The sequence below is a fragment of the Streptomyces sp. NPDC056628 genome (genome assembly GCF_042792555.1).
Taxonomy (GTDB): domain Bacteria; phylum Actinomycetota; class Actinomycetes; order Streptomycetales; family Streptomycetaceae; genus Streptomyces.
Window position 1 is genome coordinate 1 of record NZ_JBHTWG010000059.1, and the last position, 21,514, is coordinate 21,514.

Sequence of the window (21,514 nt, forward strand, 5' to 3'; positions counted from 1 at the left end):
GCCGCTCCCGCACCATGGGAGGGGCCGCCCGGTCCGTGCGCGCCGACGCCGCCGGTGTCACCCCTCGCCGAGCGGGCGGGGGTTGGGCGTCACCTGCTTGGTCTTCGGCCGTCCCGGCGGGTGCAGGAACAGCGCGACGACTCCGGCGAAGAGCGAGATGCCGCCCGCCAGGCTGAAGGCGCCGTTGTAGCCCCACGCGGCGACGACCAGGGAGCCCATGCCCGCGCCCAGGCCGGAGACGAGCTTGGAGCTGTAGACCATCCCGTAGTTGGTGGCGTTGTTGTTCTCACCGAAGTAGTCCGCGGTCAGCGCCGCGAACATCGGGAAGATGGCCCCGCCGCCGAAGCCGGAGACGGCGGAGAAGAACAGGAACAGCGGCAGGTTCTGGATCGAGGCCGCCCAGATGATGCCGAACTGCGCGAGCCCCAGGATCGCGCACACGTACAGCAGGCACTGCTTGCGGCCGTAGAGGTCGGAGAGCCACCCGATCACACCGCGACCGGTGCCGTTGACGATCGCCTTCAGCGACATCGCGGTCGCCACGATGCCGGCCGCGAAGCCCGCCTCCTCGCCGATGTCGACCTGGAAGGCGATGCCGAAGATGTTCACGCCGGAGGTGCAGGCCAGACAGAACCACATCAGCGCCACCCGGCCGGTCTTCCAGGCCTCCAAGGGGGAGTACTGCTTGACGGCCGGCGGGTTCTTCTCCAGCGAGCGCCGCGCGCGCGGGTCGTCCGGCGGGTTCAGCGGGTCGACGGTGGCCGGCCACCAGTTCTTCGGCGGATCCCGGAAGAAGAACCCGGCGACCGCCACCACCGCGGCGAGGAAGACACCGGAGGAGACCAGCACCCAGCGGAAGTTGGAGCCGTCCATGTAGCCGTGGAAGATGAAGACGAACGGCACCGAGCCGTAGGCGAACCCGCCGTTGACGAAGCCGGTCTTGCCGCCCTTGCGCTCCGGGTACCACTTGCCGACCATGTTGACGCAGGTCGCGTACACCATGCCGGCGCCCATACCGCTGAAGACGCCGAAGCCGAGGAAGGCCAGGGCGACATGCGGCGCGTAGGCCAGCGACAGATAGCCGAGCAGCGTGCCGACCGCACCCAGCATCATCGCCCACCGGGCGGGCAGCTTGCCGTTCTCCCGCAGCCGCCCCGCCGGGAAGGCCACCGCGGCCTGGCAGAACACCCAGGCCGTCATCATCCAGTAGATGCTGCTGCTGGACCACTGATGGGCCTCGTGCAGCGTGTCCTCCGCGGACGCGAAGGCGTACTCGGCGGACGAGATGCCCATCATGCCCACCCAGGGCAGGATCACCATCCACTTGCGTTTGCGGCCCATGATGTCGACGTCGGTCTCGCCGACACGGTAGACGCGTCCGTTCCTGTCGGTCACCTCCCGGTAGGTGGCGACCCGCGTAACGTCGGTAGTAGTCACGTTGTTTGCACCCCTTGCGTCGAAAGCTCTGGCCAGCGCCCCCTGTCCAATGCCTTTCGTGCGCGCGCGGGTCCCGGGGCCGGCCGACGCGCACCGTCGGCCGGCCCCCCGCCGGCTCACCTCATGAACCGCCCCCCAGGAGTCCCGCCGCCCGCGCCCACCGGTACTTGGCGCCCAGCACGGCCACCGGCTTCTCGGTCGTGTACGGGTACGCCACGACCCCCCGCTCGAAGAGGTACTGGCAGGCCTCCTCGACCTCCACGTCACCCGCGAGCGACGCGACGACGGGCTTCTCGATCCCGCGCTCGCGGAACTCGGCCACCACGCGGGCGGTGAGCTCCGCGAAGACCATCGGGGGAGTGACGATGGTGTGCCAGTAGCCGAGGACCAGCGCGTGGATGCGGGGATCCTCCAGACCGAGCCGGATCGTCGCCTCGTACGTCGACGGCGGCTCGCCGCCCGTGATGTCCACCGGGTTGCCCGCCGCGCCGAAGGGCGGGATGAACCTGCGGAACGCCTCGTCCAGATCCGGTGGGATCTCCATCAGGGACAGGCCGTTGTCCGTCACCGCGTCCGACAGCAGCACCCCGCTGCCGCCCGCCCCCGTGATGATCACGATGTTGTCGCCCTGGGGAGTGGGCAGGACCGGCAACGCGCGCGCGTACTCCAGCATCTCGTTGAGCCCGGGAGCCCGGATGACGCCGGCCTGCCGGAGGATGTCGTCGTACACGGCGTCGTCGCCCGCCAGGGCCCCGGTGTGCGACCCGGCGGCCTTCGCGCCGGCGGCCGTCCGCCCCGCCTTGAGGACCACGACGGGCTTCTTCGGCACGGTCGCCCGCGCGGCCTCGACGAACGCACGCCCGTCCTTGAGGTCCTCCAGGTGCATCGCGATGCACTCGGTGTGCGGGTCCTCGCCGAACCAGGTCAGCAGGTCGTCCTCGTCCAGGTCCGACTTGTTGCCCAGGCCGACGATCGCCGACACACCCGTCTTCGTGGTCCGCGCGAAGCCCAGGATCGCCATGCCGATGCCGCCGGACTGCGAGGTCAGCGCCACCCCGCCCTTGACGTCGTACGGCGTGCAGAACGTGGCGCACAGGTCCTGCCACGTCGAGTAGTAGCCGTAGATGTTCGGCCCGAGCAGCCGGACGCCGTGCCGTTCGGCGATCGCGACGATCTCCTCCTGGAGCGCGTGCTCACCGGTCTCCGCGAACCCGGAGGGGATCAGCACGGCGTTCGGGATGCCCTTGCGCCCCACCTCCTCCAGCGCCGACGCCACGAACTTCGCGGGGATGGCGAAGACCGCCACATCCACCTCACCTGGTACGTCCGTGACACTCTTGTACGCCTTGCGGCCCAGAATGTCATCGGCGCGGGGGTTCACCGGATGGATGTCCCCGGCGAAGCCGCCGTCGACCAGGTTGCGCATCACCGAGTTGCCGATCTTGCCCTGCTCGTTGGAGGCTCCGATGACGGCGACCGCCGACGGCTGCATCAGCCGGCGCATCGAGGTGAGGATCTCCGCGCGCGTGTACCGCCTGCGCTCCCTGCGTGCCTCGGAGGAGAGGATCACCCGGATGTCCGCCGCCACGGCCCCCTCCGCGGTGGCGATCACGGGGTTGAGGTCCACCTCGGCGATGTCCGGGAAGTCGGCGACCAGTTGCCCGACCCGGCGGATCTGCTCGGCGACCGCCCACCGGTCCACGGCCGTCCCGCCGCGCACCCCGCGCAGGATCTCCGCGGAACGGATCGAGTCCAGCATGGACAGTGCCTCGTCGGCGGTCACGGGCGCCAGCCGGAACGTCACGTCCTTGAGGACCTCCACCAGGACCCCGCCCAGACCGAAGGCGACCACCTTCCCGAACGTCGGGTCGGTGACCGCGCCGACGATGACCTCCTGCCCCGGCGGCAGCAGCTCCTGCACCTGCACGCCCTCGATCCGGGCGTCGGCGGCGTACGCGCGCGCGTTGCCGACGATGCGGTGGAACGCCGCCCGGACGTCCGCCGCCCCCTCGACCCCGACGACCACACCGCCGGCGTCGGTCTTGTGCAGGATGTCCGGGGAGACGATCTTCATCACCACCGGCCCGCCGAAGCGGGCCGCGCACGCCACGGCCTCGTCGACGTCCAGCGCGAGTTCCTCGCCCGGTACGGCGATCCCGTAGGCGTCGGCGATCACCTTGCCCTCGGGCGCGGTCAGCGCGGTACGGCCCTCGGCCCGCACCGCGTCGAGCAGCGCCCGCACCCTGATGACGCGGTCCTCGGCCATCACGTCAGATCACCCCGTTCGACTTGAGCAGGCGCAGTTCCTCGTCACCGAGCCCGAGCTCGCCGACGTACACCTCTTCGTTGTGCTCGCCGAGCAGCGGTGAACTGGTCACCTCGACGGGGGAGTCGGACAGCTTCAGCGGACTGCCGACGGTGGTGAACGCGCCGCGCTCGGGATGCGGCACGGTGACGACCATCTCGTTGGCGACCAGCGACTGGTCCTCGATGATCTCCTTGGTGGACAGGATCGGCCCGCACGGGATGTTGTGGGCGTTCAGCCGCTCCAGCACCTCCCACTTGGGCAGCGTCGAGGACCATTCCTCGATCAGCTGGAACATCTTGCTCAGCTTGGGCAGCCGGGCCTCCGGCGTCGCCCACTCGGGGTCGTCGGCCAGCTCGGGCCGGCCGATGAGCTCGCTGACCGGCCGCCAGCCGACCGGCTGGACGATGACGTACACGTAGTCGTTCGGGCCGCCCGGCGCGCACTTGACCGCCCAGCCCGGCTGACCCCCGCCGGACGCGTTCCCGGACCGGGGAACCTCGTCGCCGAAGTCGTCGTTGGGATATTCGGGAAGCGGGCCATGGGCGAGCCGCTGCTGATCGCGCAGCTTCACCCGGCAGAGGTTGAGCACAGCGTGCTGCATGGCCACATTGACGCGCTGACCGCGCCCGGTGGTCTCGCGCTGGAAGAGCGCCGCGAGGATTCCCGCCACGGCGTGCACCCCCGTGCCCGAGTCACCGATCTGGGCCCCCGTCGCCAGCGGCGGTCCGTCCTCGAAACCGGTGGTCGACATCGACCCGCCCATGGCCTGCGCCACGACCTCGTACGCCTTGAAGGCGGTGTATGGGCCGTCGCCGAACCCCTTGATGGAGGCATAGACGATCCGGGGATTGATCTCCTGGATGCGGTCCCAGGTGAAGCCCATGCGATCGACGGCGCCCGGCCCGAAGTTCTCGACCATGACGTCGGAGCGCCGGATCAGCTCGGTCAGGATCTCCTTGCCGCGCTCGGTCTTGGTGTTGAGGGTGATGCTCCGCTTGTTGCAGTTGAGCATCGTGAAGTAGAGGGAGTCGACGTCCGGGAGGTCGCGCAGCTGCTTGCGCGTGATGTCACCGGTCGGCGCCTCCAGCTTGACGACGTCCGCGCCGAGCCAGGCGAGCAACTGGGTCGCGGACGGTCCGGACTGCACGTGCGTCATGTCCAGGACGCGGATGCCTTCGAGGGCCTTGGACGGAGTACCCGTCGTGCCGGTCATGCGGGCCACCTCACTTGTACATGGTCTGGTTCATGGTTCCGGGGGCGTACGCGTCGGGATCGACCCAGACGTTGATCAGCGACGGCTTCCCGGACTCACGGGCGCGCCGCAGCGCGGGGCCGATGTCGGCGGGGTCGCGGACCTCCTCGCCGTATCCGCCCAGCATCTGCGCGAACTTGTCGTAGTGGACGTCGCCGAGGGTGTTACCGACCCGCTCGCGCTCCAGGCCGTACTTCTGGGCCTGGCCGTAACGGATCTGGTTCATCGAGGAGTTGTTGCCGACGATGCCGACGAAGGGGAGGTCGTAGCGGACCAGCGTCTCGAAGTCCCAGCCGGTCAGGGAGAACGCGCCGTCGCCGAAGAGCGCGACGACCTCCTTGTCGGGACGTGCCTGCTTGGCCGCGAGCACGAACGGCACCCCGACGCCGAGCGTGCCGAGCGGACCGGGGTCCATCCAGTGCCCGGGCGACTTGGGCTGTACGACCTGACCGGAGAAGGTGACGATGTCGCCGCCGTCGCCGATGTAGATGGAGTCCTCGGTGAGGAAGTCGTTGATCTCGCTGACCAGCCGGTACGGGTGGATGGGCGAGGCGTCGGACCTGAGACTCGGCAGCCGCTTCTCCAGGGCCGTCTGCTCGGCCGCGCGCAGCTCGTCCAGCCACTCCTTGCGCCGGGACGCGCCCCCGTTGACGCGCCCGGAGGCGGCCTCCGTCACCGACTTCAGCACCAGGCCGGCGTCCCCGACGATGCCGAGGTCGATGTCGCGGTTCTTGCCGACGGTGCGGTAGTCGAGGTCGATCTGCACGACGGTCGCGTCCGGCGACAGCCGCTTGCCGTAGCCCATGCGGAAGTCGAAGGGCGTGCCGACGATCACGATGACGTCGGCGTTGGAGAAGGCGTACCGGCGGGACAGCTGGAAGTGGTGCGGATCGCCGGGCGGCAGCGTGCCTCGTCCTGCGCCGTTCATGTAGGCGGGGATGTTGAGAGTCCGCACCAGTTCGACGGCCGCCTCGGTGCCCCGGGTCGTCCACACCTGGCTGCCGAGCAGGATGGCCGGCTTCTCGGCGTGGACCAGCAGGTCGGCGAGCCGCTCGACGGCCTCGGGGTCACCGGCGGAACGGGTGGAGGCACGGTAGGCGCCCGGCTGCGGCACCCGCGCCTTCGCCGTCGGCACCTTGGCGTCGAGGACGTCGCGGGGGATCTCCAGGAAGGAGGGCCCGGGGGCGCCGTGGTAGCACTCGCGGAACGCCATCGACACCATGTCCGCGGCACGGGCGGTGTCCGGCACGGCCGCCGCGAACTTGGTGATCGGCGTCATCATGTCGACGTGCGGCAGGTCCTGCAGGGACCCCATCTTGTGCTGGGTGAGCGCGCCCTGACCGCCGATGAGCAGCATCGGTGATTCCGCGCGGAAGGCGTTGGCGACGCCGGTGACGGCGTCGGTGGTGCCGGGCCCGGCGGTGACGACCGCGCAGCCGGGCTTTCCGGTGATGCGGGCGTAGCCGTCGGCGGCGTGGGCGGCGACCTGCTCGTGACGGACGTCGACGACCTCGATGCCCTCGTCGACGCAGCCGTCGTAGATGTCGATGATGTGGCCGCCGCAGAGGGTGTAGATGCGGTCGACGCCCTCGGCCTTCAGCGCCTTGGCTACGAGATGACCACCGGAGATGACGTCCTGGGTGTCGTCGGGCATGGCGAAGTCCTGTCCCTTCGTAGGGGGTGGGAGCGGCTCTCGCGGTACATTGCATACAGTCGACGAATACTGTATGAACCTTGTTATCCCGCATCCGGTGGGTGGTGTCCAGGGGGCGTGCGGCACTTTCGAGTCAGGAGCCGGAATGGACCTGTACGAACACCAGGCAAGGGAACTCTTCGCAGAACACGGCATCGTGGTGCCACGGGCGGAGGTCACGGACTCCTCCAAGGAGGCCCGCGAGATCGCCCGGCGGCTCGGCGGCCGCGTCGTCGTCAAGGCACAGGTGAAGACCGGGGGCCGGGGCAAGGCGGGCGGCGTGAAGCTGGCCGCGGACCCGGCCGCCGCGGAGCTCACCGCCCGTCAGATACTCGGCATGGACATCAAGGGCCACACGGTCGGCACGGTCATGCTGGCCGAACCCGTCGACATCGAGGCCGAGTTCTACGTGTCCTACGTCCTCGACCGCGCGGCGGGCTGCTTCCTCGCGATCGCGTCCGCGGAGGGCGGCATGGAGATCGAGGAGGTCGCCGCCAGCCGGCCCGAGGCCGTCGCCCGCGTGCCCGTCGACCCCGCCGAGGGCGTCACCTCCGCGAAGGCCGGGGAGATCGCCGAAGCCGCCGGACTGCCACCGCAGACCGTCGACGTCCTCGTCCGCCTCTGGGAGGTACTGGTCCGCGAGGACGCCCTCCTCGTCGAGGTCAACCCGCTCGTGCGCACCAGGCAGGGCCACATCCTCGCCCTCGACGGCAAGGTCACCCTCGACGACAACGCCCGCTTCCGGCAGGCCCGCTGGGGCGCGGACGGCGCCGGGCACGACGACGCCCTGGAGGCCGCCGCCGCGGCCAAGGGCCTCAACTACGTCAAGCTCGACGGGGAAGTCGGCATCATCGGCAACGGCGCCGGCCTCGTCATGTCCACCCTCGACGTCGTCGCCGGCTGCGGCGCCCGGCCCGCCAACTTCCTCGACATCGGCGGCGGAGCCTCCGCCCAGGTCATGGCCGACGGCCTCTCCGTCATCCTGTCCGACCCGGCCGTGAAGTCGGTCCTCGTCAACGTCTTCGGCGGCATCACCGCCTGCGACGCGGTCGCCGACGGCATCGTCCGGGCCCTGGACACCGTCCGGCTGACCAAGCCGCTCGTCGTCCGCCTCGACGGCAACAACGCCGCCCGCGGCCGGGCCGTCCTCGACGAGCACGCCCACCCGCTGGTCCAGCAGGCCACCACCATGGACGGCGCCGCCGAGCGCGCCGCCCGACTCGCCGCCGCCACCACCTGAGGAGACATGACGCCATGGCCATCTACCTCACCAAGGAGAGCAGGGTCCTCGTCCAGGGCATGACCGGCGGCGAGGGCATGAAGCACACCCGGCGGATGCTCGCCGCCGGCACGAACGTCGTCGGCGGCGTCAACCCGCGCAAGGCCGGCCACACCGTCGACTTCGACGTCCCCCAGAGCCTGGACGGCATGGGCGGTGCCCCCACGGCGATCCCTGTCTTCGGCAGCGTCGCCGACGGCATCCGCGCCACCGGCGCCGACGTCACCGTCGTCTTCGTACCGCCCGCCTTCGCCAAGGCGGCCGTCATCGAGGCCGCCGACGCCGGCATCCAGCTCGCCGTCGTCATCACCGAGGGCATCCCGGTGCACGACTCCGTCGCCTTCACCACCCACGCCAGGGCGCGCGGCACCCGTGTCGTCGGCCCCAACTGCCCCGGCCTCATCACCCCCGGCCAGTCCAACGCGGGCATCATCCCGCCCGACATCACCAGGCCCGGCCGCATCGGCCTGGTCTCCAAGTCCGGCACCCTCACCTACCAGCTCATGTACGAACTGCGGGACATCGGCTTCTCCACCTGCGTCGGCATCGGCGGCGACCCCGTCGTGGGCACCACCCACATCGACTGCCTCGCCGCGTTCCAGGACGACCCCGACACCGAACTGATCGTGCTCATCGGGGAGATCGGCGGCGACGCCGAGGAACGCGCGGCCGCCTACATCCGCGACCACGTCACCAAGCCGGTCGTCGGCTACATCGCCGGTTTCACCGCGCCCGAGGGCAAGACCATGGGACACGCGGGCGCGATCGTCTCCGGCTCCTCCGGCACGGCCGCCGCGAAGAAGGCAGCGCTGGAGGCCGTGGGCGTACGGGTCGGCCGCACCCCCACCGAGACCGCCCGCCTGGTGCTGGACCGCCTCACCGTCGACGCGTGACGTCACTCATAGTCCGCGCGCGGTCACTTACCGGCGTGCCCGCCCCTCGCTAGCGTCCTTCGCAGCCATCACCACCGCCCCCGACTGTGCACCGAGAGCGGAGACCCCTTGGCCACCACCCTCACCCTCAAATCCGGCACCTCCTGGACCGACGCCTGGCATCGCTGCCTCGCCGTCGCCCCGGAGGCGTTCCGCGACGACCGCGTCCTCAACCTCTGGGACGGCACCTGGCAGGCGGACGGCCGTGCGCTGCCCGCCACCAGCCCCGTCGACGGCAGCCCCATCGCCGGACCGCCCCGTCTGGACCGTGCCACCGCGCGCCAAGCCGTGCGCGCCTCGCTCGACCAGCACCGCGCCTGGCGACACGTCCCCCTGGACGAACGCCGGGCCCGCGTCGCGGCCACCCTCGACGTCCTCGCCCAGCACCGCGACCTGCTCGCCCTCCTCCTCGTCTGGGAGATCGGCAAGCCCTGGCGGCTCGCGACGGCGGACGTCGACCGCGCCATCGACGGCGTGCGCTGGTACGTCGACGGCATCGAGCCGATGACCGCCGGCCGGTCCCCGCTCGACGGCCCCGTGTCCAACATCGCGAGCTGGAACTACCCGATGAGCGTGCTCGTTCACGCAGTGCTGGTACAGGCCCTGGCGGGCAACGCGGTCATCGCCAAGACCCCGACCGACGGCGGTGTCGCCTGTCTGACCCTGGCCTGCGCGCTCGCCGCCCGCGAGGGCATCCCCGTCACCCTCGTCAGCGGCAGCGGAGGCGAGCTGTCCCAGGCGCTGGTGCGGGCGCCCGAGATCGGCTGCGTCTCCTTCGTCGGCGGCCGCGACACCGGCGCTGCGGTGGCCACGGCCGTCGCCGACCTCGGCAAGCGCCACATCCTCGAACAGGAAGGACTCAACACCTGGGGCATCTGGCACTACTCCGACTGGGACACGCTCGCGACCGTCGTCCCCAAACTGTTCGACTACGGCAAGCAGCGCTGCACCGCGTATCCGCGCTTCGTCGTCCAGCGCGAGCTGTTCGACGACTTCCTCGCCGCCTACCTGCCCGCCGTCCGCACCCTGCGGATCGGCCACCCCCTGGCGGTCGAGCGGCCGGACGACCCGTACCCGCGGCTGGACTTCGGCCCGGTGATCAACGCCGCCAAGGCCAAGGAGCTCCACGACCAGGTGGCGGAGGCCATCGACCGGGGCGCCGTCCCGCTGCACCGCGGACGGCTGTCCGACGCCCGCTTCCTCCCCGGCCAGGACACCTCGGCGTACGTCCAGCCCGTCACCCTGCTGAACCCGCCGCGGTCCTCCCCACTGCATCACGCCGAACCGTTCGGCCCGGTCGACACCATCGTCCTCGTCGACACCGAGGCCGAGCTGCTGGCCGCCATGAACGCCTCCAACGGCGCCCTGGTCGCCACGCTCTCAACCGACGACCGGGCCACGTACGACCGGCTGGCCCCGCAGATCCGCGCGTTCAAGGTCGGCCACGGCACGCCCCGCTCACGCGGCGACCGGGACGAGCTGTTCGGCGGGTTCGGCGCGTCCTGGCGCGGCGCGTTCGTCGGCGGCGAGCTGCTGGTGCGCGCGGTCACCCAGGGCCCGACGGGGGAGCGGCTGCCGGGGAACTTCCCGGAGTACCGGCTCCTTCCCTGAGTACGGGCACCGGGACCGGCGGGGGAGCGGCTGCCGGGAAACTTCCCGGAGCACCAGTTGCTGCCCTGAGCACGTGCGCCCGGACCGACCGGGGCATCGGCGGGCCGGAGAACCGGTCAGCCGATGCCCTGCCGGTCCGGGCGCAGCGCGAAGGCGCGGTCGGTGGCGTTCGGGGCCGTCTCCTCGACCGCCTGCCGCAGCAGTTCGCGGTGCCGCAGCAGCGGCTCCCGCCGTTCCGGGGGAGCGAGCAGCAGCAGGTCGTCCAGCCCGGCCAGCAGGCGCCGGGACACCTGCGGACTCCCGGCACCGCACCCCCGCACCTCGGTGAACCCGGGATCCACCAGCTAGGTCCACCCGGGCACGGGCAGCACCAGACGCACGGCCCCGCCCCGGTCCCGGTGCGACGCCGCGCCCAGCGGACGCCGGCACAGTGCCGCGAGGAACTGCACGATCCGGTCGAGGGCCTGCACGGCCGTCGTCGGATCGTTGACCGCCGGGGACAGGGCGCGCAGCGCGATGTCGGACAACTGCCGCAGCCCGAACCCGAGATCCTGGTGGAACGTCCGCTCCACACCGACGGACGTGGTGCGGCGCAGCGCGCCCACCGGCGGGGCCGCCCCGCCGTGCACGGCCAGCAGCGGCGTGCCCGGCAGCACGAAGTCCCCGATGCGCGGGACCAGCCGCAGCACGACCCGTCCCGGCGGGCCACCCGCACCAGCCGCGCGATGTGCACGTCCCGCAGCACCCCCGCCCGCCCGTCGTGCGGCACCCACGCCGTCGGCTCGCCGAGGCCGGGCGCGTCCGGTGCGCTCGCGGACGGCGGCATCGCCGCCACCATCCGGAAGGACTCCGTGGCGATCCGCGCGATCACATGACTGATCCGCATGAGCCGCAGCGTGCCGTTCACGCACAGCACGAACAGCAGCAGGCTCAGCGCCACCAAGCACAGCGTGAGGACCGACTGCACGAGCGGCAGCGTCGTCACCTTGCGCGGGTCGTCGGTGGTGTCGGACGAGGTCAGCACCAGCAGGCTCAGCACGAAGGTGGCCAGGAAGACGGCGAACGTCGCCTTGGTGATCCGGCTGCGCACGAAGAGCCGTACCACCCGCGGGGTGAACTGTCCGCTCGCCATCTGGACGGCCACCAGTGAGATGCTGAAGACCACCCCGATGAAGGTCATCATGGCCGAGGCGACGACGTTCACGACGGTCTTGGCGTCCTCCGCGAACCGCAGCAGATCCTCGAGGGACTCGTAGTCGCCGTCCTCGCGCAGCGCGTCCACGATCGCCGTGTCGAGCGCCTGCGCCGCCAGCCAGACGACGAAGACACTCACCATCGCGGCCGTCGGCGCGAACCAGAAGGTGTCCCGGAGATGCTCCCGGAAGGGCGACAGCGCCCGCGGCCGACGCCGGCCCGCGGCCGGGTCCTGCGTAATCAGCCAGTCACTCATGGTGCGACCCCAGGCGCACCGCGCCGCGAGGTCCTGGACCCCCGCCCGGCGGAAGGAAACGCAGGTGAAAGGCACTCCGAAAGCTTGGTATTGTTGTCCATGTCGCCGACGGGACACCCCGGCGCGGCGACGCACACCTGGTCCGGGTGGCGGAATGGCAGACGCGCTAGCTTGAGGTGCTAGTGCCCTTTATCGGGCGTGGGGGTTCAAGTCCCCCCTCGGACACCAAAGTAGGATCATCTGAACCCCGGTCCCGGTTCGGACCGGGGTTCTGCGCGTCGGTGGGCAGGGTGCCGTATGGGCGCTCGATGCCGCCCCACGGGCTTGATGGCCCGGGGTTGGCGCACGTCCACCCCTGTCCGTTCGTCGCCGTGCGGACCGTTCTGCGGCGGGGCCGTCAGATCGGATGCCAGCAGCTGAGCGAAGCCGCTCGTGAGGTCTGCGCCCTGCACCTGATCGTCGAGGATCAGGAAACGGGCGAAGACGGCCTGGTTGAGCTGGCGTCTCACGGTCGGCGGCGCACTGAAGTACAGCCGATACGCGTTGGAGCAGAGCAGCAGTGCTCCCTCGACCACGCTCAGCACAGAGTCCATCTCCGTTGAGTAGCGGTCGATGATCTCCTGCGCAGCGGCCAACTCTCGGGTGATGCGTTCTTGCTCGGATTTCAGCAGGTCAAGGGGGATGGCGTCGGCGTAGCGCATCTCGATGAGCTTGAGCTGCGCGTTCCTGAGGTCCTGGCGGCGCTGTTCTTGCCGCTTGACCTCGGCTTGGCCGGCCTTCTGGTGCTGCACGAGCGCGGTCATGACCTGCTCACGGATGGCCGCGATGCGTTCGGGCGACAGCTGTACCCGCTTCCAGTACTCGGCCACCGACGCCTCAACGTCTGAGATGAGCACGGTGGACTGCGTACACGAGGTGCGATCCTTGGCGCGACCGAGGCAGTAGAAGTACGGGTAGACCGTGCCCCACCGGTTCGTCGCGTTCATGACGCCGAACCGTGCGTCGCAGCGACCGCAGAAGATCGAGCCCTTCAGGTAGTGCGGGTGCTTGCGTACCTCCTCCCGCGCCTGGGCGCGAGTCGTGCGGATGGCTTGTACGCGATCGAAGGTGGCCTGGTCCACGATGGCCGGGTGCCGACCTTCGTACCAGATCCCCTCGTACCTGACGATGCCGGTGTAGTAGCGGTTGGTGAGCATCTTGTCGATGTGCTGGTAGCTGACCTTTCGTTCGGGAAGCTTCTTGGTGGCCGGGATGCGGAGCCCGCGACGGTCCAGCTCCTCTTCGAGCTGGCGCATGGTCCAGTCGCCCGTGGCGTATGCGCTGAACATCCACTGGATGTGTGGTGCGCGCTGCTCGTCCACGATGACGGTGCGAATCTCGCGGCCGTCGATGCGCTCGCGGACGTTGAGGTAGCCGAGTGACGCATGACCAGGCGTCCCGCCGGACTTCGCCTTCTGGCGCATGCCCTTCTTGGACTCGGTGGCCAGATTAGCGGAGTAGAACTCGGCAATGCTGGCCATGATGCCGTGCAGGAGCCTGCCCGAAGGTGTCTCGTCGATGTTCTCCTTCGAGGAGACGAACTGGGCACCAGCCTTGCGGACGGCCATGGTGATGAGCACGTCGTTCGAGCCTTCAGCGCCGCCTCGACGTCCGCTCGCGCAGTGCCGTAGTGCTGGCGACTGCGCTCGGCGAGAGAAGCGAAGTTGCGCAGTGGTTCGCCAAGCGGTCGAGTCGTGCCAGTCGTGGGCGGCCGGGTCTGGCCGCCGATGCTCGCGTGGGCAGTAATGTGGATTGCTGCACAGGTGAGAGGGATGGTTACGTCCCTGGAAAGATCAACTTAGCAATTACAGCATTAATTGGTCAATTGATAATTGATCGAATAGAAGCGGCATTGCTACACCCAGCTTCACCCACGAGACCGGTGCCGCCCCCTCCTCCGGTACCGCAGCCACCGCCCCAACTGTGGCCGCGATGCCCGATGTTCTACCGGCTGCGGAAGCTGCAACCGGCGAAGAGGCCACGCCCGCCTGGTCGTTCGGAACCAATGCGACTGCTGCATCCGGAAGATGCACAGATGGCAGGCGTACAGCGGTAGCGCGGTGTCGCGCACGGTCATGTCACCAACGTGCGCCACTGGTACGCCCAGGGCTTCGCAGCGGAAGCAGTCACCCTGGTACCAGTCGAACAGGCCCCATATCTGGTGTGGCCTCATCGGGCCTCGGCCTGTTCGCGAAACTCGCTGGCTTCATACAGCAGCGCGCCAGCGTCCAACGCGATCGCCTCTGAGACAAGGAGCTGCATCATGGGGTGCTCGGTGATCTGCGCGAGGGACGCCACGACCACATGGCGCACGTCCTCACGGATGAGCCGCCGGATCAAGCGGCTCGGCGCGATGCCCGGCCCTTCTTCGTAATACGTGTCGACGAGCCGCAACCCGTGCTTCCCGGCACAGCTGTACAACTGGCTCTCGACGACGACCAGTTCGTCATCGCTAGCGTCCGCGCGCAGGCGCATGTAGCCATACGCGTCTCTGGTGGTGTTCACCTGATACCTGTCTTCACTGGTGGGGGTCAGAGCAGACGGCGCAGGCCGTCAAGCACACGCTGCATAAGCGCAGTGGTTGCCTGGTCTTTCGTGGGGCCTGGCGGCGGTTCCATGTCACTGGGAACGCGTAGTTGAAGCGTGGAGCCATCCAGGGCAGGGTTGGGCAGCCTGGTCAACACGGCCTCGGCCCACACGATCTTGCCCCCGGCCGGCGGTCGGTAGATGCCCCACCTACGAGCCAGCGCCTCGACGAGGTGAAGCCCGCGCCCGCCTTCCGCTTCCGCGGTCACGCTTTGCTTGACGGGCACCAACGGGCTGCGATCCCAGACCTCAATGAACAGCACACCCCCGATGGCCCGGAGCTGCACGGCAATGACGTGCTCGGCCTTGATTTGCCAGGGCTTCGGGCCCGGATCGAGGATGCCGCTGGCCTTGACAGCGTTGCTCACCAGTTCGCTCATCATGAGCGACGCGTCGGCGGCGAAGTCGTCCAACTTCCAGTGTGCAAGGGTCTGTCGAGTGAACGCCCGCGCCACCGATACGGCGGAGGCCACAGCGACGAGATGCAGTCTGGACACGTGAAGGGTGCGGACTTCCTGTGCGGCGGCGGTCATCGTGGTTCGCCGTCCTTCGCTGCACTCGACTGGCACGACGGCTCCTCTTCGGTGGGGGCGACGATCCAGACGTGACCGCCGATGTCTTGCTCCAGCAGTTCTTTGCTGAGTTCCGCGATGCCGGGCAGCGTGTTGAGGTGCTCGATGGTCGGCACGATCACGTTGCGGACGTCGTGCCGCTGGCAGTAGGCGGTCATGGCGTTCAGGGCGAGGGTTCTTTGCCACCGCGTCTCGACGAACACCAGCGACACCGTGAAGCCCTCGCGTTCAGCGAATGCCGCGATTGCCGCCACGCGCTGCCGCTCGGTCGGGTCGTCGTCCGACATGCGAAGTCGCAGATACCCGACGCACAGTGGGACTTGAGGTGTCACGGTGTCTTCGCCCCCTGCACGATCCACAGCCGCGCGCCGATCTCGCGTTCGATGTGGTCGCGCATCGCTGCCTGAAACCCTGGCAGCCGGGCGAAGTGCCAGAGCGACGGCACGATGACGTGCTTGACCTCGGTGGCCTTGAGCGCGTCGATCAGGGTGAAAAAGGCCGACTCGTCTTCAGCGCCGAGTCGTTCGATGAACAGCCGCTCCAAGGCGAACCCCTCGCGGGTGGCGTGCGCCGCCAACTCCTTTTCGAGCGTCTCGATTTAGCCGCTGCCGTCGTCGCTTGGGGTGAGGCGCATGTACCCGAACATGGCTGGTCGCATCCGTTCCTCCTGGGGACTGGAACGGTTGGCGAGTGGCTGCACCGCCCTCAACCACTCGCCAACCTGCCTGCCAGAAAAGCGGTTTGACCTGCGCAAACACCACAGCAAACGTGCGGCACCAATGACGCATTCGTGTGGCACTCTGCGGTCTGGCCTGCACGGATGCGGTCAACGTGACTATGGTGATATCCCGCCCCGTACACCCGGAGGGATGGGCGATGGCAGCGAAGCGCATACGCCTCGCTCAACGTCGCAAGGCGGCAGGCTTCACGCAAGAGAGCCTTGCCGAGTTACTTGGCGTCGAGCGTTCAACGGTTGGCCGCTGGGAGAGCGCCGAAACCGAACCACAAGCGTGGATGCGGCCAAAGCTGGCGAGCGCGCTCGGGGTGTCGGTCGAGGAGCTTCAAGCGCTGCTGGACGACGTGACGGTTGCTGATACGCGCCCCAGTGAGCGGATGAGCTACGCCCTAGAGAATCCGGCGTCCGCCGACCTGATGGTGGTCGCTTACCTTCACGAGCGGCTGCGGCAACTGTACGAGTCCTACGACCAACAGGCGTCCACCGGGCTGCTTGGTCGAGCCGGGCAACTGCACGGCCAGGTGCAGTTCCTTCGAGAGAACGCTGCCAACCCGCGCGTACGGCGGGCGCTGTACGAGGTCGAAGCTGACTCGGCGACGTTCATGGGTCAGCTGGTGTGGGACGTCAGCCAACGCCGTGACCACCATGCGCCGCTTGGCTACTTCGAGGAGGCAGTGAACGCTGCCCGCCATGCCCGAGACCCTTCAACGGAGTCGTACGCCACGCTGCGGATGGCGTACGTGGCGCTGTACGGGGAGAAGAACCCGGCTCGGGGTGTGACGCTCGCCGAGCAGGCCGCCGAGGCCGCCAAGCTGGCGAGTCCATCTCTCACCGGGTTGAGCATGCTGCACGTCGCCGAAGGGCACGCGATGGCCGGCGCGACCGCCGAATGCGAAGCCGCGCTGCGGAAGGCAGAGGACCAGTTCGACCGCGTGCACGCCGATGACGTGGCCGCGCCGTTCTATACGGCCAACGAATTCAATCGGCTTGCTGGCTCCTGCTACCTGTTCCTCGGGATGCCTGAGCGGGCCGAGCCCATCCTGCGCATGACCACGCGGGCACTGGCCGCCAAGAAAAAATCTCAGGCCATCGCGCTCGGCAACCTGACCTTGGCGCTCATCCAGCAACGCAAGCTGGACGAGGCCGCGGCAGCCATGCACCGCACGATTGATGCCGTGGAGCTGACTCGCGGTGGCGGTGGTCTTAACCTGGCGTTCTCTGCTGGACGTGAGCTTCGGCAGTGGCGACAGGAACCATGGGCGCAGGAGATCAACGACCGGTTGCTTGCGCTGATGGCAGCGATCTAAGTACGGGTGGGGTGTACGTGAACGACATCGACCAGGCCAAGCAGGAGCTGCGCGAGAAGGTGTGGCGTCGCTTGATCGACGGTGGCGGTGCTCCCGCCGACTCGTACGGCAAGATTCCCGGCTTCTACGGGTCGGAGGCCACGGCGGCGCAACTCGCCGGCCGGGACTTCTGGCGGCAGGCGTCCACGGTGAAGGCGAACCCCGACTGGGCGCAGCTGCCGGTGCGAGTCCGCGCGCTCAAGGATGGCAAGCGCCTCTACATGGCCGTGCCGCGCATGGCATCGCTCCAGCCGTTCTACTTGCTCGACCCCCAGACCCTTGAGCTTCCAGCCGAGCAGGCCGCAGAGAAGAAGGGTGCGGCTGAGGTCGCCCGCCGCGTCGGCGTCGAAGACATGGAGCCGATCGACGTCGTGGTGTGCGGCAGCGTGGCCGTGAACCGTTCGGGCGCGCGCATCGGCAAGGGTGCCGGATACTCCGACCTTGAGGTTGCGCTGCTGATCGAGGCGGGCTTGGTGACGGATCGCACGGTGATCGTCGCACCGGTTCATGCGCTTCAGGTGGTCGATGAAGATATCCCCGAGACTGAGCATGATTTCAGCGTGGACTACATCGTCACCCCTGACGAGGTGATCCCGTGCGGCAGCCGTCGTCGGCCGCCTGGGCTTGTCTGGAATGACCTCACGGCAGAGAAGATCGCGGCGATTCCGGTGTTGGCTGCACGTCACCAGGGATAGCCAGGGCTCGTTATCGGCTTACTATTGATTGAGTTTTCGCATTTATCGGCTCCACGCCGCGCACAGTTGTGATAGTGACTCTTGGCGGAAAAGGCGATAAGTCTTATAATTTTAGAATCTAACGGGGAGACTGCATGACGCTGGAAGAAAAGCTGAGCGGTTGGACTGGACCGTCTAGCGCGACGGAGCAAGATAAGCAAGACCGCACTGAGCGGATGATTCGCGAGGCCATTAAGGCGCATGCTGCGTTCGATGGCTGCGACCTCAGCGTTTATGCCAAAGGCTCCTACGCAAACAACACCAACGTCAAGGCCGATAGCGACGTGGATATCGCTGTGCAGTGCGGTGAGGCCGTGTACTGGGACGAGGCAACGAACGGAGCGCACCCGCCGAGCGAGTCCTACACGGGAATCTGGACCCCGGCGAAACTACGCTCGGAGCTTGAGGCCGCGCTGAAAGCGAAGTTTCCCGGTCAAGTCGACCCCTCGGGATCGACGGCATTCCGCATCCACTCCGGCAGTGCGAGGGTGGACGCCGATGTCGTGCCTTGCTTCGACTACCGGTACTACTTCTCGTCCAGTAATTACCGGGAGGGCGCAAAGGTCTTCAAGAAGAACGGTAACTCTCTAGTGAACTACCCAAAGCAGCAGCTGGAGAACGGCCGGGCGAAGAACACGCGCACCAAACAGTATTATAAAAAGGCCGTCCGAATCATGAAGCGCGTCGAGAACGTAATGGTAGCGTCAGGTGACCACCGTGAGGTTCCATCTTTCTTTGTTGAATGTCTTGTGTACAACTGTCCAGACAGTGTTTTCCTTGCGCCGACTTGGACGAAGACCGTCGAAGGCATCATCCTGCACGTCTGGAAGGAGCTTGAGGGTGATGAGCCTTCTGTCGAATCGGAGCGATGGCTAGAGGTGAGCGAATGCAAGTATCTCTTCCACAGCGCTCAAGACTGGAACCGCCAGGACGGGCGTGACTTTGTGAAAGCTGCTTGGAACTATCTGGGATACGCCTCATGAAAAAAACGATTGCCATTCGTGTCATCGTCGGGGTGGTCGTCGGTATCTTCTTGGTTAGCGCATGGGTGCACGACGGGAAGCCTGATTGGAGCATGCTCAAGCTCTTCTCGACTGCCGTCTTTGTGTGCACGGTCATGTTCAACCTATGGGACTTCTGGCTGTGGCGACTTCCTTGGATTCAGCGAATCCCGGGAGTGGGCATTCCGCGTAGCCTCCGCGGGACTTGGAAAGGCACCCTCACGTCCTTCTGGGTTGATCCGGCAACTGGAAGCAACCCACCTCCGAAAACTGTTTACCTCGTGGTGCATCAGACTGCGTCCCTGGTCACTGTGAAATTGATGACCGACGAGTCGAGGTCCGCGTCCGCTCTGGGTGAGGTGTCCGAGGTCGATGGGTCGGTCATTCTGACCTACATGTATCTCAATAAGCCTGATTTGCGTGTCGAGCACCGCAGTCGGATTCATCACGGCTCAACGGTGTTTGATGTGTCTGGCAGCCCGGCGAGACGACTCAAGGGGCGTTATTGGACCGACCGCGATAGTAAGGGCGAGTTGGACTTTACGGAGCGGGATAAGAAGAAACTGGCAGATGACTTCGCCGAGGCGGCCGAACTCTTTGAGGAAGCTGTATGAAGCGGCCGGTCGCTGTGATTTATTGAGGAGTGCATAGATCATGGGGGAAGGACGTTCCATCAAACAGTTCATGTGGGCCTATCAGCCTCACTTCAGAATCTCAGTTAAGGTACGCGCCGAGATGGCCCTTGAAGCAATCGGCTTTGCTGGGAATCCGGAAGTGGTGGTTGTTGGATTCAAGGCTGCTGGTGAGCATGAGTTTGATGTATGTATTGAGCCTGAAGATGGCCCCTACTCGCCCGACGAATTGGCGCATGTGAGGCGACGGGCGGTCGAACTCTACGCTAGCCATCCTGACCGCAATATGCTCTATAGCGTTGCTCATGTGCGTGAAGAGCGCCATCTGGAGTTGCGTGACAGGATGCGTGCAAAAGCACTCGAAGAAGCCTTCGAGGCTATGTCGCGAGAGCAAGGGAGAAAATTCTTTTCGAGCGGATCGGTCCGAGTGGGTGACTACGAAGTACACACGGTCATCAGTATTGATAAGGGAGCCCTTGAAAGCGTTCCTCAAATCAAGACCGAGGAACGTGATCGTTTTCATGTGTATCAGTCGCTGGTGCATGCTGTAATTCGGGAGATCCTTAGCCGTTCAGCCCGAGTCCTGTATGTTCCCGGTGCCGGTTCAAGTTCTTTGCCGGAGAGCGGGGATGAGATCGTAAGGAGCGCCACTGAAGCGATGGTTCGCTCCATGTTGTATTGCGCTGGTTTCTGGTTTGGTGGCGAGAACCATTTGCTAATGAGCGGTCTTTCTGCTCTGCCGTATGAGGGGCGGGCGGGAGCGGGACGACTGGTCATCGCCCAGCAGGACGATCCGGCTATTGAAGTATTCCTCAGGCTGAAGCACCCAGTGGAGATGCGCAACGTGCCGGCCGTGCGAAAGCTTCTGGAGGCCAGCGGATCCCAATCGGACCTACTGTCAGATGGCGAAAAAGTCTATGGGCTTGGAGTAGTGAAGCCGGACTATGACGTCGACAGCGAGACGGTGTTTGCCGTTAGCTTCACCGCGCGAGGCGTCTGGGAATTTTCGCACGCGGGTGAAGCACTATTGATTGTGCGGGACGGAATTCCGCACCTGCCAACGCCTGTGCTTGATGAAGAATACTTGGAAGACCTCGTGAGTCGCTTCTTCCCTCAAGCCGACCAGGATGCGCTTCGCGAAGCCGCACAAGCCGCTGGTAATCATAGGCATGGGGCGATGCTTATCATCTCGGGCGATGCTGCCGCTGAAGCCGAGCGTCTATCACCGCAGTCATGGTCTATCGAGCCGACTCGGCTTACGACCGAGCTGTTGACGCAGCTGACAGACATGGATGGCGCAGTCCTGGTGGACCCGAATGGCCTATGTCATGCAATTGGTGTAATTCTCGATGGCACCGCCCATGGCCGAGGTGACCCAGCTCGTGGAAGTCGCTTCAATAATGCCGTCCGATACCTCGACAGTGAGCGGCCTCCGGCGATCGTCATCGTCTACAGCTCGGATGGTTTAATCAATATTCTGCCGCAACTGCATCCACGCATCGAAAAGCAGATCGTGACGGATGCTGTTGAACGCTATCTGGTGGCTTCTTCGGCGGAGCCGCTTAACATCAAGGAGTGCAACGAGACTTGGGATGCGGTGAAGTCGTTAAGCTTCTATTTGTCGAGTGCTCAATGCGACGCCTTGAATCGCGCCCGAGTACGAGTGGACGAATGGGAAAAGCAGAGTCGCGAGCTGCGGATCATCAAGTCAGATCTACAGCCAGCTCCAGAGATGGATAACTCGTACTGGCTGTGACCCTTACTGATCCGTAGGCAGGTCACGGCCGGCGCGTGGCGCCGGTACGACTCACTGAGCTTCTTCAGCGTTGCATCTCCAGTGTGAGGACGGCTTTGGCGATTGACGTCATGCGGTTGGGGCTGCAGCGGGATCTGCGGAAGATTCGCC

At 66.8% G+C, this 21,514-nt stretch carries 17 protein-coding genes, 1 tRNA gene and 2 pseudogenes; 9 read left to right on the forward strand and 11 right to left on the reverse strand.

What is annotated here, in order from left to right; all coding sequences use genetic code 11:
• Window positions 1-57: 57 nt before the first annotated feature.
• The 4 genes from ACFRAC_RS35120 to ACFRAC_RS35135 form a co-directional block, all read right to left on the reverse strand.
• A complete protein-coding gene (locus tag ACFRAC_RS35120) occupies window positions 58-1,437 on the reverse strand; it encodes an OFA family MFS transporter (protein ID WP_382938807.1) in 1,380 nt (459 codons plus the stop codon).
• Between the two features lie 121 nt (window positions 1,438-1,558).
• Window positions 1,559-3,703: an acetate--CoA ligase family protein gene (locus tag ACFRAC_RS35125; RefSeq protein ID WP_382938809.1), complete on the reverse strand. Its 2,145-nt coding sequence runs from the start codon at window positions 3,701-3,703 to the stop codon at window positions 1,559-1,561.
• 4 nt (window positions 3,704-3,707) lie between these two features.
• The gene (gene frc / locus ACFRAC_RS35130) at window positions 3,708-4,958 is read right to left on the reverse strand and encodes a formyl-CoA transferase (protein ID WP_382938812.1); all 1,251 of its coding nucleotides are present in this window, start codon (window positions 4,956-4,958) and stop codon (window positions 3,708-3,710) included.
• A 10-nt stretch (window positions 4,959-4,968) separates the two neighbouring features.
• Window positions 4,969-6,651 (reverse strand): thiamine pyrophosphate-binding protein, encoded by a 1,683-nt coding sequence (locus tag ACFRAC_RS35135; protein ID WP_382938815.1) that lies wholly within the window; start codon window positions 6,649-6,651, stop codon window positions 4,969-4,971.
• 145 nt (window positions 6,652-6,796) lie between these two features.
• Between ACFRAC_RS35135 and sucC the strand changes: the two genes are divergently transcribed.
• The 3 genes from sucC to ACFRAC_RS35150 all read left to right on the forward strand — a co-directional run bounded on the left by sucC (window position 6,797) and on the right by ACFRAC_RS35150 (window position 10,512).
• The gene (sucC, locus tag ACFRAC_RS35140) at window positions 6,797-7,930 is read left to right on the forward strand and encodes an ADP-forming succinate--CoA ligase subunit beta (protein WP_382938818.1); all 1,134 of its coding nucleotides are present in this window, start codon (window positions 6,797-6,799) and stop codon (window positions 7,928-7,930) included.
• Window positions 7,931-7,944: 14 nt separating this feature from the next.
• Window positions 7,945-8,862 carry a succinate--CoA ligase subunit alpha gene (gene sucD / locus ACFRAC_RS35145; RefSeq protein WP_382938821.1) on the forward strand — a complete coding sequence of 306 codons (918 nt, stop codon included), beginning with the start codon at window positions 7,945-7,947 and terminating at the stop codon, window positions 8,860-8,862.
• Window positions 8,863-8,970: 108 nt separating this feature from the next.
• A complete protein-coding gene (locus tag ACFRAC_RS35150; RefSeq protein WP_382938825.1) occupies window positions 8,971-10,512 on the forward strand; it encodes an aldehyde dehydrogenase family protein in 1,542 nt (513 codons plus the stop codon).
• 116 nt (window positions 10,513-10,628) lie between these two features.
• Here the strand turns inward: ACFRAC_RS35150 and ACFRAC_RS35155 are convergent.
• Window positions 10,629-11,962: pseudogene (locus ACFRAC_RS35155) on the reverse strand (DUF2254 domain-containing protein).
• 140 nt (window positions 11,963-12,102) lie between these two features.
• On the opposite strand from ACFRAC_RS35155, the gene ACFRAC_RS35160 reads away from it, so the two are divergent.
• Window positions 12,103-12,190: transfer RNA gene (locus tag ACFRAC_RS35160), tRNA-Leu, on the forward strand.
• 8 nt (window positions 12,191-12,198) lie between these two features.
• On the opposite strand, the gene ACFRAC_RS35165 is transcribed toward ACFRAC_RS35160, so the two are convergent.
• The 5 genes from ACFRAC_RS35165 to ACFRAC_RS35185 form a co-directional block, all read right to left on the reverse strand.
• A complete protein-coding gene (locus tag ACFRAC_RS35165) occupies window positions 12,199-13,581 on the reverse strand; it encodes a recombinase family protein (protein ID WP_382938828.1) in 1,383 nt (460 codons plus the stop codon).
• Window positions 13,582-14,170: 589 nt separating this feature from the next.
• A complete protein-coding gene (locus ACFRAC_RS35170; protein WP_382938831.1) occupies window positions 14,171-14,506 on the reverse strand; it encodes a hypothetical protein in 336 nt (111 codons plus the stop codon).
• A gap of 26 nt (window positions 14,507-14,532) precedes the next feature.
• Entirely contained in the window at window positions 14,533-15,120 is a 588-nt protein-coding gene (locus tag ACFRAC_RS35175; protein ID WP_382938835.1) for an ATP-binding protein, read from the reverse strand.
• The gene (locus ACFRAC_RS35180) at window positions 15,117-15,446 is read right to left on the reverse strand and encodes a hypothetical protein (protein WP_382938837.1); all 330 of its coding nucleotides are present in this window, start codon (window positions 15,444-15,446) and stop codon (window positions 15,117-15,119) included. Before ACFRAC_RS35180 ends, ACFRAC_RS35175 begins: the two co-directional genes overlap by 4 nt.
• A 41-nt stretch (window positions 15,447-15,487) precedes the next feature.
• Window positions 15,488-15,736 (reverse strand): hypothetical protein, encoded by a 249-nt coding sequence (locus tag ACFRAC_RS35185; protein WP_382938840.1) that lies wholly within the window; start codon window positions 15,734-15,736, stop codon window positions 15,488-15,490.
• Between the two features lie 299 nt (window positions 15,737-16,035).
• Here ACFRAC_RS35185 and ACFRAC_RS35190 point away from each other — a divergent pair, with 299 nt between their 5' ends.
• The 5 genes from ACFRAC_RS35190 to ACFRAC_RS35210 all read left to right on the forward strand — a co-directional run bounded on the left by ACFRAC_RS35190 (window position 16,036) and on the right by ACFRAC_RS35210 (window position 21,364).
• Complete coding sequence (locus ACFRAC_RS35190) at window positions 16,036-17,202, forward strand: helix-turn-helix transcriptional regulator (protein ID WP_382938843.1); 1,167 nt, start codon at window positions 16,036-16,038, stop codon at window positions 17,200-17,202.
• Between the two features lie 17 nt (window positions 17,203-17,219).
• Window positions 17,220-17,936 (forward strand): 5-formyltetrahydrofolate cyclo-ligase, encoded by a 717-nt coding sequence (locus ACFRAC_RS35195; protein WP_382938849.1) that lies wholly within the window; start codon window positions 17,220-17,222, stop codon window positions 17,934-17,936.
• Between the two features lie 134 nt (window positions 17,937-18,070).
• Window positions 18,071-18,958 (forward strand): nucleotidyltransferase, encoded by an 888-nt coding sequence (locus ACFRAC_RS35200; RefSeq protein ID WP_382938852.1) that lies wholly within the window; start codon window positions 18,071-18,073, stop codon window positions 18,956-18,958.
• Window positions 18,955-19,590: a hypothetical protein gene (locus ACFRAC_RS35205; protein WP_382938854.1), complete on the forward strand. Its 636-nt coding sequence runs from the start codon at window positions 18,955-18,957 to the stop codon at window positions 19,588-19,590. Before ACFRAC_RS35200 ends, ACFRAC_RS35205 begins: the two co-directional genes overlap by 4 nt.
• 40 nt (window positions 19,591-19,630) lie before the next feature.
• Entirely contained in the window at window positions 19,631-21,364 is a 1,734-nt protein-coding gene (locus ACFRAC_RS35210; protein ID WP_382938862.1) for a diadenylate cyclase, read from the forward strand.
• A gap of 64 nt (window positions 21,365-21,428) precedes the next feature.
• Here the strand turns inward: ACFRAC_RS35210 and ACFRAC_RS35215 are convergent.
• Window positions 21,429-21,514 (reverse strand): annotated as a pseudogene (locus ACFRAC_RS35215) (IS5/IS1182 family transposase); the annotation flags it as partial.